At 71.9% G+C, this 13517-nt stretch carries 10 protein-coding genes; 3 read left to right on the plus strand and 7 right to left on the minus strand.

Going from position 1 to position 13517, the window contains the following annotated elements; genetic code table 11:
• Both IQ210_RS12395 and IQ210_RS12400 read left to right on the plus strand, forming a co-directional pair.
• A partial coding sequence (locus tag IQ210_RS12395) for a glycosyl hydrolase family 95 catalytic domain-containing protein (protein WP_194078993.1) occupies positions 1-2342 on the plus strand: 2342 nt, incomplete at its 5' end.
• Positions 2339-3529 carry an SGNH/GDSL hydrolase family protein gene (locus tag IQ210_RS12400; protein WP_407699695.1) on the plus strand — a complete coding sequence of 397 codons (1191 nt, stop codon included), beginning with the start codon at positions 2339-2341 and terminating at the stop codon, positions 3527-3529. The genes IQ210_RS12395 and IQ210_RS12400, both read left to right, overlap by 4 nt.
• Positions 3530-3536: 7 nt before the next feature.
• Here the strand turns inward: IQ210_RS12400 and IQ210_RS12405 are convergent, their stop codons facing one another.
• The 5 genes from IQ210_RS12405 to IQ210_RS12425 all read right to left on the minus strand — a co-directional run bounded on the left by IQ210_RS12405 (position 3537) and on the right by IQ210_RS12425 (position 10414).
• On the minus strand, positions 3537-6467 hold the full coding sequence (locus tag IQ210_RS12405; protein WP_194078995.1) for a helix-turn-helix transcriptional regulator: 2931 nt from the start codon (positions 6465-6467) through the stop codon (positions 3537-3539).
• A 40-nt stretch (positions 6468-6507) separates the two neighbouring features.
• Entirely contained in the window at positions 6508-6861 is a 354-nt protein-coding gene (locus IQ210_RS12410) for a UBP-type zinc finger domain-containing protein (protein WP_194078996.1), read from the minus strand.
• Positions 6858-8315, minus strand: a complete 1458-nt coding sequence (locus IQ210_RS12415; protein WP_194078997.1) for an ATP-binding protein — start codon at positions 8313-8315, stop codon at positions 6858-6860. The genes IQ210_RS12410 and IQ210_RS12415 overlap by 4 nt, the downstream gene beginning before the upstream one ends.
• Positions 8312-9988, minus strand: a complete 1677-nt coding sequence (locus tag IQ210_RS12420; protein ID WP_194078998.1) for an FAD-dependent oxidoreductase — start codon at positions 9986-9988, stop codon at positions 8312-8314. Before IQ210_RS12420 ends, IQ210_RS12415 begins: the two co-directional genes overlap by 4 nt.
• A 66-nt stretch (positions 9989-10054) precedes the next feature.
• Positions 10055-10414 (minus strand): VOC family protein, encoded by a 360-nt coding sequence (locus tag IQ210_RS12425; RefSeq protein ID WP_194078999.1) that lies wholly within the window; start codon positions 10412-10414, stop codon positions 10055-10057.
• 63 nt (positions 10415-10477) lie between these two features.
• Between IQ210_RS12425 and IQ210_RS12430 the strand changes: the two genes are divergently transcribed.
• A complete protein-coding gene (locus IQ210_RS12430) occupies positions 10478-11356 on the plus strand; it encodes a universal stress protein (RefSeq protein WP_194079000.1) in 879 nt (292 codons plus the stop codon).
• Position 11357: 1 nt separating this feature from the next.
• Here IQ210_RS12430 and IQ210_RS12435 read toward each other — a convergent pair whose 3' ends face one another.
• Together IQ210_RS12435 and IQ210_RS12440 are read right to left on the minus strand one after the other, a co-directional pair.
• Complete coding sequence (locus IQ210_RS12435; RefSeq protein WP_194079001.1) at positions 11358-12599, minus strand: DUF4032 domain-containing protein; 1242 nt, start codon at positions 12597-12599, stop codon at positions 11358-11360.
• A 40-nt stretch (positions 12600-12639) separates the two neighbouring features.
• Positions 12640-13386 carry an MBL fold metallo-hydrolase gene (locus tag IQ210_RS12440; RefSeq protein ID WP_194079002.1) on the minus strand — a complete coding sequence of 249 codons (747 nt, stop codon included), beginning with the start codon at positions 13384-13386 and terminating at the stop codon, positions 12640-12642.
• Positions 13387-13517 lie beyond the last annotated feature (131 nt).

The following is a 13517-nucleotide window of genomic DNA, read 5'->3' on the forward strand; positions in this document are numbered from 1 at the left end:
CCCCCGAACCGTCCAGACGCAACCTGCTGGCCCTCGCCGCGACGACCGGCGCCCTCGTCGGCCTGCCGACGTACACCGCCACGGCGGCCCCAGAGCGGCCCGACTCCCTTCCGTATGAGGGCAGTTCAGACACCACACTCTGGTGGCAGGCCCCCGCCGACGAGCACTCGATGATCGAACAGGGCCTGCCCGTCGGCAACGGCCGCCTCGGCGCCCTCGCGAGCAACGACCCCGGGCGGGAACTCCTCCTCGTCACCGACGCGACGATGTGGACCGGCGGCCTCAACGACACCCTCGACGCCGACGGCCAGTTCCCCTACGGGCGGGCGGACTTCGGCTCCTTCACGCTGCTCGCCCGGCTCACCGTGGACCTCCCCGACCACGACCTGTCCGCCGTCAACGGCTACCGCCGCACCCTCGACCTCGCCCGGGGCGTGGTCACCACGTCGTACGTCCGCTCCGGCGTCACCTACCGCCGGGAGATCTTCGCCAGCCACCCCGACGACGTCATCGTCCTGCACTTCACCCAGAGCGGCGGCGGCCGGTACACCGGCTCCGTGACCCTGGAGGGCACCCACGGGGAAGGGAAGACGGCCGTCTCCTTCGGGGCCGCCTTCCCCAACGGGCTCCGCTACGGCGCGGCGGTCAAGGCGTACGGCAGCGGCGGCCGGGTCGCCGTGAACGGCACCCGCATCGACTTCTCCGGCTGCCGCGACCTGACCGTGCTGGTCAGCGGCGGCACGAACTACGCGCCCGACGCGCATGCCGGCTACCGCGATCCCGCCCTCGACCCCGAGAAGCTGGCCCGTGCCAAGGTCCGCGACGCCGCCGCGCTCTCGGCCGGCGTCCTGCTGCGCACCCATGTCGCCGACCACCGCGCACTGTTCGGTCAACTCGATCTGTCCCTCGGCACGTCGACGGCCGAGCAGCGTTCGCTGGACACCTGGGAGCGGCTCAAGGCCCGCGCCCGCGACGGTGTCCCCGATCCCGAACTGGAGGCGCAGTACCTCCAGTTCGGCCGCTATCTGATGATCGCCGGGTCGCGGGACAGCCTGCCGCTCAACCTCCAGGGCCTGTGGCTGGACGGCAACGACCCGGACTGGATGGGCGACTACCACACCGACATCAACCTCCAGATGAACTACTGGATGGCCGACCGGGCAGGCCTCGCCCAGTCCTTCGACGCCCTCACCGACTACTGTCTCGCCCAGCTCCCGTCCTGGACCGACCTGACCCGCCGTCTCTTCAACGACCCGCGCAACCGCTACCGCAACTCCACCGGCAGGAACGCCGGATGGACCGTCGCCATCTCCACCAACCCCTACGGCGGGGGCGGCTGGTGGTGGCACCCGGCGGGCAACGCCTGGCTGTGCAGCTCCCTGTGGGAGCACTACGAGTTCACCGGCTCCCGCACCCATCTGGAGAAGATCTACCCCCTCCTGAAAGGCGCCTGCGAGTTCTGGGAGGCCCGGCTGCTCACCACCACCCTGCCGGGCACCACGCGGGAAGTGCTCATCGCCGACAGCGACTGGTCGCCCGAACACGGCCCGCTCGACGCCAAGGGCATCACCTACGCCCAAGAGCTCGTGTGGGCCCTCTTCGGCAACTACTGCGTCGCGGCCGCCGAGTTGAAGCGGGACAGCGGCTTCGCCGACACGGTCGCCGGGCTCCGCAAGCGGCTCTATCTGCCGCAGGTCAGTCCGAAGACGGGGTGGCTGGAGGAGTGGATGTCTCCGGACAACCTGGGGGAGACGACTCACCGCCACCTGTCCCCGCTCGTCGGCCTCTTCCCCGGCGACCGCATCCGTCCCGACTCCCCGTCGGACCTGGTGGCGGGCGCCACCGCCCTGCTCACCGCCCGCGGCATGGAGAGCTTCGGCTGGGCGAACGCCTGGCGCTCGCTGTGCTGGGCCCGCCTCAAGAACGCGGAGAACGCCTACCAGTTGGTGGTCAACAACCTCCGCCCGTCCAGCGACGGAAGCAACGGCACCGCGTTCAACCTCTTCGACATCTACGAGGTGGAGAAGGGCCGCGGCATCTTCCAGATCGACGCCAACTTCGGCACCCCCGCCGCGATGATCGAGATGCTGCTCTACTCCCGCCCCGGCCACATCGAACTCCTGCCGGCGCTTCCCGACGCCTGGGCCGCCTCCGGATCCGTCACCGGGGTGGGGGCGCGGGGCGGTTTCGTCGTCGATCTACGGTGGAGGGATGGCAAACCGATCGAGGCATGCATACACAGCGTCGGCGGCCGCACCACGACCGTGGAGTACGGGGGAACGAGCCGCACGGTGACGCTCCGACCGGGCGCCTCCGTCACATTGAAGGACTTCGCCCGGTGACCCGGCCGCGCCGCCTGCTGGCCGCCGCCCTGGCGGCCGTGGCCCTTCAGATCCCTCCGGCCTCGGCGGCGGAGAACCCGCCCGACGGCGTCGTCACCTGGGGCGCGAGCGCCGACCGCATGGGCGAGGCCGTCGCTGACCGCGGGTACCGCATGGTCGTGCACACCAGCGTTGCGGGGCGGGACCTGCGCATCCGGCTCTCCAACGCCTTCGGCGACCGGCCGGTGACCTTCGACAGCGTCTACGCCGGGCTGCGGAAGGAGGGCGCCGAGCTGGTCCGCGGCAGCAACCGGCGGCTCACCTTCGCCGGTGCGGACTCCGTCACCGTCCCGGCCGGCGCCACCGTCCACAGCGATCCACTACCGGGGAAGTTGCCCGCCGGGACGGACCTGGTGGTCAGCATTCACAGCCCGGACGCGGCAGGCCCGGTCACCGGCCACTGGATGGCCATGCAGACCTCCTACCTCACCGAGGGCGACCACACCGCCGAGGAGAGCGGCGACCGGTGGGGCGCGTCGATCGGCTCCTGGTTCTACCTCGACGCGGTCTCCGTGCGGGCGGCCCCCGGCATCGGTGCGGTCGTCGCGCTCGGGGACTCCATCACGGACGGCTGGCAGTCCACGACCGACCTGAACCGCCGCTGGCCCGACTACCTCGCCCGGCGCCTCCAGAAGGCGCCGAACACGGTCAAGGGCGTGGCCGACGAGGGCATCTCGGGGAACAGGGTGCTGACGGACGGCCCCGGGCAGAGCGCCCTGAACCGGCTGGACCGGGACGTGCTCTCCCTGCCGGGGGTGCGCACCGTCTTCCTCTTCGAGGGCGTCAACGACATCAAGTCCCACACCGGTGTCACCGCCCAGGACCTGATCGACGGATACCGGCAGATCGCCGACCGGGTGCACGCGGCCGGCAAGTGCCTCGTCGTCTCCACCGTCGGCCCCTTCAAGGGCTGGTCGGAATGGGACCCCGCCGCCGAGGCCGTACGGCAGGAGGTGAACCGGTTCATCAGGGTCAGCGGGGAGTTCGACGCCGTCACCGACTTCGACCGCGTCCTGCGCAGCCCCTACGACCACGAGCGGATGCTGCCCTTCTTCGACGGCGGCGACCACATCCACCCCAACGACAAGGGCATGCAGGCCACGGCGGACGCCGTCGACCTCGACAGCCTGGACTGCACCGGGAACTGACGAGCCGTCACTCCGGGGCGATGAGGCCTTCGCGGTAGGCGACGGCCACCGCCTCGGTACGGCTCGCGGCGCCCAGCTTGGCCAGGATGTTGGAGACATGGACGCTGGCCGTCTTGCCGCTGATGAACAGCTCCTCGCCGATCTGCCGGTTGCTGCGGCCGAGGGCGAGGAGCCGCAGCACGTCCTGCTCGCGGGCGGTGAGCGGCGAGGCGCTGTGCTCTGCGGGGGCGGTCGACAGCCTGCCCCGGCGGATCAGCGTGTCCGTCTGTTCCAGCAGGAGCGTCGCCCCCAGACGCAGGGCCGCCTCGCGCGCCGCACCGGCCTGAACGGCCGCCTCCTCGCGCCGGTCGGCCGCCAGCAGAGCCTCGGCGTACCGCAGTTGGCAGCGCGCGTGCTCATAGGTGTCGCCGAAGTCGAACGCGGCCACCGCCTTCTTCCAGGCCGCCACGTCCGGACCGGACACCGCCCGTGCCCACTCCGCCTCGGCGCGGGCCAGCCACGCCTGCCCTTCCGGGCCCTGCGGATTCCCGTCGTCGCCGCGCGCGGCCGTGTGCCGGGCCAGCTCCACCAGCTCGTCCGCCGGGGCCGCCCACCGTTTCGCACCGGCCTCGTCGCCGGTCAGCCGCAGCCCCGCGGTGGTGTCGGCGACCGCGGACAGGGCGAGGGCGGCCAGCCGGACGGCGACGTCGGGTCGGGCGCCCGCGTCGTCGGTGAGGGCCTTGACCGACGAGCGCACCTGCTCCACCGCGGCCTCGGCGTCCCCGCGCAGCGACGCCGCCTCGGTCAGCGCGATGGCCGCGACGAGGGTGGCCATCCAGTCGAAGGGGCCCCGGAGCAGGGCCCGGGCCCGGTCGACGGCCGTGAAGTCGCCGCGCGCGAGGGCGACATAGAGCGCGGGCCCGGCCGCGTACCCGTCGATCGCGGGCAGCATCCCGGCCCCGTTCGCCGCCCGCAACGCCTCGTCCCAGCGGCCCAGCGTGTAGAGCACCAGCAGCTGGAGATGGCGCATCGCCTGCGGATACAGCGAGGACAGCAGCCCGGCGCGGCGGGCCCGGTCGATGCCCTCGGACAGATAGGGGAGCGCCTCCTCGAGGTCCCCGGACTCGTAGCTGCCGATGGCGAGGTTGAACAGGGCGCGCAGCTCCACGGACGCGTTGCCCGATTCGTGCGCCAACTCCCGGGCCCGGCCGAGGCGTTCACGCCCCTCGGGGGTGCGCCGGCCGGCGCCCTCCAGGCCGGCGAGGGAGATGAGCAGGTCGGCCCGGGCGTCCGCGGCCCCCAGCTGCTCGGCGACCCGCAGGGCCTCGCGGGCGACCCGCAACGCGGTCTCGTTCTCCCCGACATGACGCGCCGCCATGACATGGGTGGCCGCCGCCCACACCCAGGTCCGTGACGGCGGCTCGGCCGGGATGAGAGCGAGCGCCTCACTGCTGTAGGCGAAGGCCGCGGTGAGGCTGTCGACGCTGATCAGGTTCCCGGCGAGGGTGTAGCGGACCCGGGCGGCCAGCTCCGAGTCGGCGTCCTGGTCGATGCCCGCGAGCGCGGCCCGGGTCAGGGAGACCGCGCGATGCGACTCGCCGGCGTGCGCGGCCGCGGCGGAGGCACGCAGGGTGAGCGTGACCCGGTCCTCGGAGGGACGGGCCGACGCCTCCACCGCCGACCACAGGTCGAGGGCCGTCTCCAGATGCCGTAGCTCCTCGGCGGGCGCCCCGACCCGCTGGGCGTGATCGGCCGCCTCCAGCGAGGCGGCCAGGGCCTCGGCGAGGTCATGGCTCTCGCGGTAGTGGTGGGCCCGCTCGGCCGCCGTCTCGGCGCGATGGCCGCGCCCGGTCAGCAGCCGGGCGAACGCGCCGTGCAGCCGGGCCCGTTCACCGGGCAGCAGATCGGCGTAGACGGCCTCCCGGGCGAGGGCGTGCCGGAAGGAGTACGTGTCCCCCTCGCCCGGCACGAGCAGTTGCCGCCCTATCGCCTCGCGCAGCGCCGACTCCAGCTCGTCCTCGGGCAGTCCGACGGCCTCGCTCAGCAGGTCGTGCTCGACCCGCCGCCCTGCGACGGCAGCCGTACGCAGCACGAGTTGGGCGGTGTCCGACAGCTGCTCGAAGCGGATCAGCAGGACGTCGGCCAGCCCGCTCGGCACCCCGCCCGCCTCGGTGTCGGTCGCCGCGACCAACTCCTCGGCGTAGAAGGCGTTGCCCTCGGCCCGCTCCACGATCCGCCGGACCGTGGCGTCCGGCAGCGGCCGGTCCCACAGTGCCTGCACGAGCTGCGCCACCTCGATGTCGGCCAGCGGCCGTAGCTCCAGCCGCTCCACGGCGGGCAGCCGCACCAGCTCGGCCAGCAACGGCCGCAGGGGGTGACGCCGGTGCAGGTCGTCGGCGCGGTACGACGCGAACACCGCCAGCCGGTGCGTGGGCGCCCCTCCGGCGGGGCGTTGCAGAATGCCCCGGCTGAGCAGGAACCGCAGCAGGTCCCGCGAGGACTGGTCGGCCCAGTGCAGGTCCTCCAGGACGAGCAACACGGGTGCCACGTCCGCGAGATCGGCCAGCAGCCCCGCGATCCCCTCGAAGAGGCGCAGCCGTCCGCCCATGTCCCGCACGTCGTCGGTGCCGCCGCCCAGCAGCCGGTCGACCACCGGATGCCCGGCGAGCACGCCCGCGAACCGCTCGTCGGCGGCCAGCACTCCGAGGATCTCGGTGAACGGCAGATAGGGCAGACCGACGTCCCCGAGATCCACACAGTGCCCGGTGAGCACGGTCATCCCGTCCCGGGCGGCACCTTGGGTGACCTCGTCCAGCAACCGGGTCTTGCCGACCCCGGCGTCCCCACCGATGAGAACACCGCGAGCGGCCCCGCCGCGGGCCCGCTCAAGGACCGCGGCGAGGCGGGCGAGTTCGTCGTCACGCCCGACGAGGGGAGAGGAGAAGGAGGTCAGAGGCACGAACACATCCTGTCACTGTGCCGGCCGTCTTGGGGCGCCCCTACGACCGCAAGATCCTCGCCCAGTCCGCCGGAACCCGTCCCGCCGGCCCCGGCGCGGGCTGGTCCGCGGGATGGCTGTCGGGCGGGGTCAGCGCAGGGCCGGACTCGAACATTTCCTTGGTGCGGAAGTTCCAGTACCACTCCTCGCCGGGCTCGTAGCTCTGCACCAACGGGTGCCCGGTCTCCTCGAAGTGGGCCGTCGCGTGCTTGGCGGGGGAGGAGTCGCAACACCCCACGTGCCCGCACTGGGCACAGCGCCGCAGATGGAACCACCACCCGCCCGCGGCGTCGCACTCCGCACAGCCGCTCCCGCTCGGCGGCACGCTGGGGTCCAGTCCCTGGATGTCGGTCACGCCAACTCCTCGATGGTGTCGTTCTCCTCGGCGGTGAGCGGCAGCAGCACCTGGAAGCGGGTGTCGCCCGGCTCCGACTCGACCTGCAACGTGCCGTGGTGCTTGTTCACGACGATCCGCCACGAGATGTCGAGGCCGAGCCCGGTGCCCTCGCCGACCGGCTTGGTGGTGAAGAACGGGTCGAAGATCCGGCCGCGGATCTCCTTCGGCACGCCGGGCCCGGTGTCACGGAACTCCACCAGCAGCCGCTCGTGGTCGAGAGCGGTCCGTACGGTCAACGTCCCTTCGCCGCCCGCGCCGTTGATCGCGGAGACCGCGTTGTCGATGAGGTTCGTCCACACCTGGTTGAGCTCCGCCGGGTAGGCGGGGATCTTCGGGAGCGTACGGTCGTAGTCCTTGACGACCTTGATCTGCTGTCCGATCTTGCCGGAGAGCATCAGCAGGGTGCTGTCGAGGAGTTCGTGGACGTCGGCGTTCTGGAAGGGCGCCCGGTCGAGCTGTGAGTACTGCTTGGCGGCGTCGACGAGATGCGAGATGCGGTTGGTGGAGTCGTTGATCTCGTCCATCAACAGCTCGGTCTCGACGGTGTAGTTGAGCCAGCCGATCGCGTTCGGCAGCAGCTCCTCGTCCACGGCCGCCGCGACCTGGTCCAGCCAGTCCACGTCGAGGCCGGCCTGCACGAAGGTGGGGGCGAGCCGCCAGCCGTTCTGGATGTCGTGGTCGTCCAGCCAGTCGGAGACCGCGTCCTCCCGGTCGGAGGCCTCCAGCGGGCTCAACGTCGGTGCCTTGGCGACGCGTTCGGCGGTGCGGTCCTGGATGTCGATGAGCTTGGCCATGACCTCGGGGGCGTAGTTCCCCTGGGCGATGATGGCGAGCTTGTGCCGCATCTTGCCGACCCGCTCGCGCAGGGTCGCCGTCGCGCGCACGGCCGCCGCGGCCGGGTTGTTGAGCTCGTGCGTGAGTCCGGCCGACAACGAGCCGAGGGCCAGCAGCCGTTCGCGCTGGCCGATGGCCCGCTGGGTGCTCTTCGAACCGAAGAACAGTCCCTCCAGCAGATGGACCGCCATCGGGAACCACTCCTGCATGAAGTCCGAGAACTTCTCGCCCGGCAGCACGAAGAACCGGGTGGGCTCGGTGACCCGCATGGAGTTGTTGTAGACCTGCGGCACCCGGTCGCCCAGATATGCCTGCATCGAGCCCGCGTAGACGCCGCGTTGGGAGGTGCGGGTGACCTCGACGTCGTCGCCGGCGACCCGCCGCGAGAGCACCACCGTGCCCTCGATCATGACGTAGAAGCAGGTGGCCGGCTCACCCTCGGCGTAGACCGGGCCAGGTTCGAACTTCTCCACCCGCCCCGCGCTGCACAACTGCCCCAACTGCTCGGGGGACAGCTTCTCGAACAGGAACAGCGACCCGATCTCCGCGGGGCTGCACGGCATCAACTGCCCGCTCATGACTGCTCCAGATACCGGTGAACGAGCATCACGGCCATGGCTCCCTCTCCGACGGCGGACGCGACCCGCTTGGCGGACTCCGCGCGCGCGTCGCCCGCCACGAACACCCCGGGGATGTTGGTCTCCAGGTGGTACGGCGGCCGGTCCAGCTCCCAGCCCGCGGGCGGCCGCCCGTCGGCGGTCAGGTCGGGCCCCGCCAGGATGAACCCGTGGTCGTCCCGCAGCACCGTGCCGTCCAACCAGTCGGTGAGCGGGGCCGCGCCGATGAACACGAACATCCACTGCGCGTCGACGAGTTCGGTCTGCCCGGTGTCGACGTCGCGCAGTGTGAGCTGCTCCAGGTGGTCGGAGCCGTGGGCGGCCTCGACGACCGTCCGCGCGCGCACCGAGATGTTGGGCGCCTCGTTGATCTGCTGGATCAGGTAGTGCGACATGGACGCGGCCAGGTCGGGGCCGCGCACCAGCAGCGTCACCGACTTGGCGCCCTTGGACAGGTACATCGCCGCCTGCCCCGCCGAGTTGGCGCCGCCGACGATGTAGATGTCCTGCCCCTGGCAGGAGGCCGCCTCGGTCAGCGCCGAGCCGTAGTACACCCCGCACCCGGTCAGATCGGTGCAGCCCGGCGCCTGAAGCTGCCGGTACGACACACCGGTCGCCAGGATCACGCTGTGCGCGGCGATCGCCGAGCCGTCGGAGAACCGTACGACCCTTGCGGCCCCGTTGATCTCCAGCGCCGTCACATCGCGTGCGGTGAGGATCTCGGCGCCGAACTTCGCGGCCTGCCGGCGGGCCCGGTCGGTGAGCTGGGCGCCGGAAACGCCGTCCGGGAAGCCGAGGTAGTTCTCGATCCGGGAGCTCTGCCCGGCCTGCCCGCCGGTCGCCGACCGCTCCACGAGCACGGTCCGCAGCCCTTCCGACGCTCCGTACACGGCCGAGCCGAGCCCGGCCGGACCGCCGCCGATGACGACCAGGTCGTAGAACTCGGCCGTGGGCGTGGTCGCCAGCCCCACCTGCGCGGCCAGCTCCGGCGCCTCGGGCGCGACCAGCGGTGTGCCGTCCGGCGTGATCACCAGCGGCAGTTGCTGCCCGTCCTGCCCGGCCGCCGCCAGCAGCCGCTGCCCCTCGGGCTCGTCGGCGGAGTACCAGCGGTACGGCACCTGGTTGCGGGCCAGGAACTCGCGGACGTCGGACGAGCGCGCCGACCAGCGGTGCCCGACCACCTTGGTGGCGGGCACGGGCCGGTAGTCACTGCACTTCCACGCCTCAAGCAGGTCGTCGAGAACCGGGTAGAGCTTCTCCTCCGGCGGGTCCCACGGCTTGAGTAGGTAGTGGTCGAGATCGACGACGTTGATCGCGTCGATCGCCGCGCTCGTGTCCGCGTACGCCGTCAGCAGCACCCGGCGCGCGCCCGGGTACACGTCGAGGGCCTGCTCCAGGAACTCGATGCCGTTCATCTGCGGCATCCGGTAGTCGGCGAGGATCACCGCGACCAGGTCACCGCGCAGCTTCAGCTCGCGCAGCGCCTCCAGCGCGGACTCGCCGGACTCGGCGCGCACGATGCGGTACGACTCGCCGTAGCGCCGCCGCAGGTCACGGGCGACGGCACGGGAGACTCCCGGGTCGTCGTCCACGGTCAGGATGACGGTCCGCGCTGCTTCGGCGGCCTGTGCCATGCGTCTCCCACCCCGGGTCGTCGGCTGTGGCTGTCGCCCATCGTATGTTCGAACGTCCTGCTTCGCTCAGGTATGCGGTGTCCCGCCGCTCAGCACACAGAACTCGTTGCCCTCGGGATCGAGGAGCGTCACCCACGAGAACCCGCCGTACACGGGATCGGCGTGCCGGGCGCCGAGGGCGAGGAGGCGGGCCACCTCGGCCGCCTGGTCGTCGGGGCGGAGGTCGAGATGGAGCCGGTTCTTGATCGTCTTGCCCTCGGGGACGGGGGAGAAGAGCAGCCCCGGCAGCCGGTCCTTCTCGGGGCGGATCTCGTACTCGTGCGGGTCGTCGTTGACGACGACCCAGCCCAGCGCCTCGGTCCACCAGCGGCCCAGGGCCACGGGATCGGCAGCGTCCACGTTGACTTGTTCCCACACCAGGCTCATGGCGGCAGCGTAGTGAAGACTGGGGGAAGGTGCCTGATCATTCACGCCGAGGGAGACAGCCGTATGACGCGCCCGATCACCGTGGGTTTCGACGGGACCGAGGAGAGCCTCGCCGCACTGGACTGGGCGGCGCGGGAGGCGGTCCGCCGGGGGCTGGAGCTGCGGGTGGTGCAGGCCTGGCGGTTCCAGGCGGACGTGGCGCTCGACGTGCTGTCCGACCCGGAGACGCAGGCCGGCTGGGTGCGTGACGCGGTGGCCGAGGCCGCCGAGGCGGTCGCCGTGCGCCACCACGGGCTCGTCGTGACCACCGACGTCCTGGAGGGTGGCACCGTCGAGGCACTGGTGGAGGCCGCGGCGGGCGCGGAGCTGCTGGTGCTGGGCTCGCGCGGGCACGGGCCGGTCGTCGGGTTCCTGCTCGGCTCGGTCGGCCAGCAGGTGATCGCGGAGGCGGTACGGCCCGTCGTGCTGGTCCGTGCCGGGGACGAGCCGACCGCCGAGGCCGCCGGCCGGGAGATCGTCGTCGGCCAGCAGGGCGAGGACCCCGAGGACAGCGCCGCCGCCCTCGGGTTCGCCTTCGAGACGGCCGCCGCGCGCGGGGCGACGGTACGGGCCGTACGGGCCTGGACGCTGCCCCCGGTGTTCGCCTACAGCCCGGGCTCGCTCAAGCTCCTCGACGAGACGGGCGGTCTGGAGCCGCGCGAGAAGCAGGCGCTTCAGACGGCCCTGGAACCCTGGCGGGAGCGCTTCCCGGACGTCCCCGTCGTCGAGCACATCGAGATGGGCAGCGCCGGCCAGGTGCTGCTGTCGGTGGCGGCGCGGGCCCAGTTGATGGTCGTCGGCCGCCGGGCCCGTCGTACCGCCGTAGGAGCTCGCATCGGATCGGTCGCGCACGGCGTCCTGCACCACGCGGGCTGCCCGGTGGCCGTGGTCCCGCCCGCCTGAGTCACTCGGGGACGGGCTCGGTCGGCAGGAGGGTCTCGCGGGCCTTGGGGAGGATGTTCTCGATGTAGTCCGCGACCACGGTGTCCAGACCGATGTCGTGCTGCGCCCGCTCCGACAGGTACCAACGGTGTTCCAGCAGCTCGTGGTAGATCTCGGCCGGGTCCATCGAACCGCGCAGCTCCAGCGGCACGGCGCGCACGGTCGGACGGAACACGTCCCGCACCCAGCGGTGCGCGAGGACCTCGGGGCGGGCGCCGAGCGGGTCGCCCGGGGCGTAGTCGTCCTGGGTGGCCATCCAGCTCTCCAGGTCGTTCAGCAGCCGCCGGGCCTGGTTCTCCTCGGTGTCCAGGCCCGTCAGCCGCAGCAACTGGCGCTGGTGGTGGCCGGCGTCGACGACCTTGGGCACGAAGGTGACCGTGTCGCCGTTGTTCGCGTGCTCGATCTGCATCTCGGCCACGTCGAAACCGAGGTCGTTGAGGCGGCGGATACGGCGCTCGATGTAGTGGTACTTGCCCGCCGGGTACACCGAGGTACGGGTCAGCTCCTCCCACAGGCTGCGGTAGCGGTCGCAGATCTCCATGCCGAACTCGATCGCGTCGACGGAGGGGTGCAGCGCCCCGGACGCCTCCAGGTCGAGGAGCTCGCCGCTGATGTTCACGCGGGCCAGGTCGAGGTCGTACTCGCGCTGGCCGTTGCTGAGTTGGGGGTGCAGTTCGCCGGTCTCGGCGTCGACGAGATAGGCGGCGTAGGCGCCCGCGTCCCGGCGGAAGAGGGTGTTGGAGAGGGAGCAGTCGCCCCAGGCGAACCCGGCCAGATGGAGTCGTACGAGGAGGACGGCCAGGGCGTCCATGAGGCGGTGCATGGTCGCGGGCCGCATCGTCGTCTCGAACATCGACCGGTACGGCATCGAGCCGCCGAGATGCCGGGTGACCAGGACGGACTCCAGCGGGTTGCCGTCGGTGTCGGTGCGGCCCGTGACCACGGCGAGCGGGTCCACCGACGGGATGGCGAGCCGGTCGAGGTCGCGGAGCATGTCGTACTCGTTGAGGGCGGGCCGCTCGGCGAGTTCCTTGACGGCGATGACCTCGTCGCCGGCGCGGGCGTAGCGCACCACGTGCCGGGATATGCCGCGCGGGAGCGGGACGAGGACCTCTTCCGGCCACTCCTCCAGGGGCACGTCCCACGGCAGCTCCAGCAGGAGCGCGGGGTGCTCCGGGTTCGTCGCGCTGATCTGCAGTGCCATCGGCCGTTCGTCCTCGTCTCGCGGTGATCGTCACCTCACCTTAGAGGGCGCGGTCCTTGGCCTGAAGTGCCGCTTCACGGAGTGGACCGCGGTGCGCCGGACCGTGCCCCGGCAGCATGAGTTCGCCGTCCAGCTCGGCGAGGACGTCCAGCGAGGCCACGGCACGGGCGCGCTCGTGGTGGAACATGTCCGGCAGCAGCTGCGGGCCCGCGATCCGCGAGGTGGGGTGGCCACTCACCAGGGCGTCCCCGGAGATCAGCACCCCGGCCTCCGGGAGGTGGAAGGCGACGTGGCCGTCGGTGTGGCCCGGCGTGTGCACCGGGACCGGGCGGCCGGGCACGTCCAGCGGACCGGGCTTGGGGAACGCCTCCGGCGCGGTCACCGGGACGTGCGCCTTGCCGCCGGAGCGGATCGCGTGCAGCGCCCACGGCACGACACCCGGCCGCCAGCCGTTCCGCACGACGTCCCCGACGGTGACCTGGTGCAGGAACTCCCGCCGGGCGTGCGGCACTTCGGCCTCGTGCAGCAGGACCGGCGTGCCGTAGGTGGCGCGCAGATGCTCGGCGGACCCGAGGTGGTCGTTGTGGGCGTGCGTGATCAGCACCGCCGTGACGGCTTCCGGTGAACCGGCCACCTGGGTGAGGGAGTCGAGGACCAGCTCTCGGTCCCCCGGATAGCCGGTGTCGACGAGGGTGACCGCGTCGCCCTCCGTCAGGATCACCCAGTTGGTGTTGGAGCCGTGCACCAGGTAGGTGCCGTCGGCGACTTGCTGCACTTCAGCCCGCATGATCGTCCCGCTCGATGAGGAGGTTCCCTGCCCGACGGGGGCATCACATCAGATGCGTCGGCTGAGGGCCGCGCCGGGGTGCTGGGCGGGGAAGGGCCGCCTCCGGCACCGTCCGCCGGAGGCAGCCCCCT

Source organism: Streptomyces justiciae (assembly GCF_015163075.1).
Lineage (GTDB): Bacteria > Actinomycetota > Actinomycetes > Streptomycetales > Streptomycetaceae > Streptomyces > Streptomyces justiciae.

Bases quoted from the DNA above. Each gene is read 5' to 3' on its own strand.
- IQ210_RS12425 (WP_194078999.1), bottom strand. From the start codon at position 10,414: ATGAGCCTGGTGTGGGAACAAGTCAACGTGGACGCTGCCGATCCCGTG.
- IQ210_RS12430 (WP_194079000.1), top strand. From the start codon at position 10,478: ATGACGCGCCCGATCACCGTGGGTTTCGACGGGACCGAGGAGAGCCTC.
- IQ210_RS12420 (WP_194078998.1), bottom strand. From the start codon at position 9,988: ATGGCACAGGCCGCCGAAGCAGCGCGGACCGTCATCCTGACCGTGGAC.
- IQ210_RS12440 (WP_194079002.1), bottom strand. From the start codon at position 13,386: ATGCGGGCTGAAGTGCAGCAAGTCGCCGACGGCACCTACCTGGTGCAC.
- IQ210_RS12435 (WP_194079001.1), bottom strand. From the start codon at position 12,599: ATGGCACTGCAGATCAGCGCGACGAACCCGGAGCACCCCGCGCTCCTG.
- IQ210_RS12415 (WP_194078997.1), bottom strand. From the start codon at position 8,315: ATGAGCGGGCAGTTGATGCCGTGCAGCCCCGCGGAGATCGGGTCGCTG.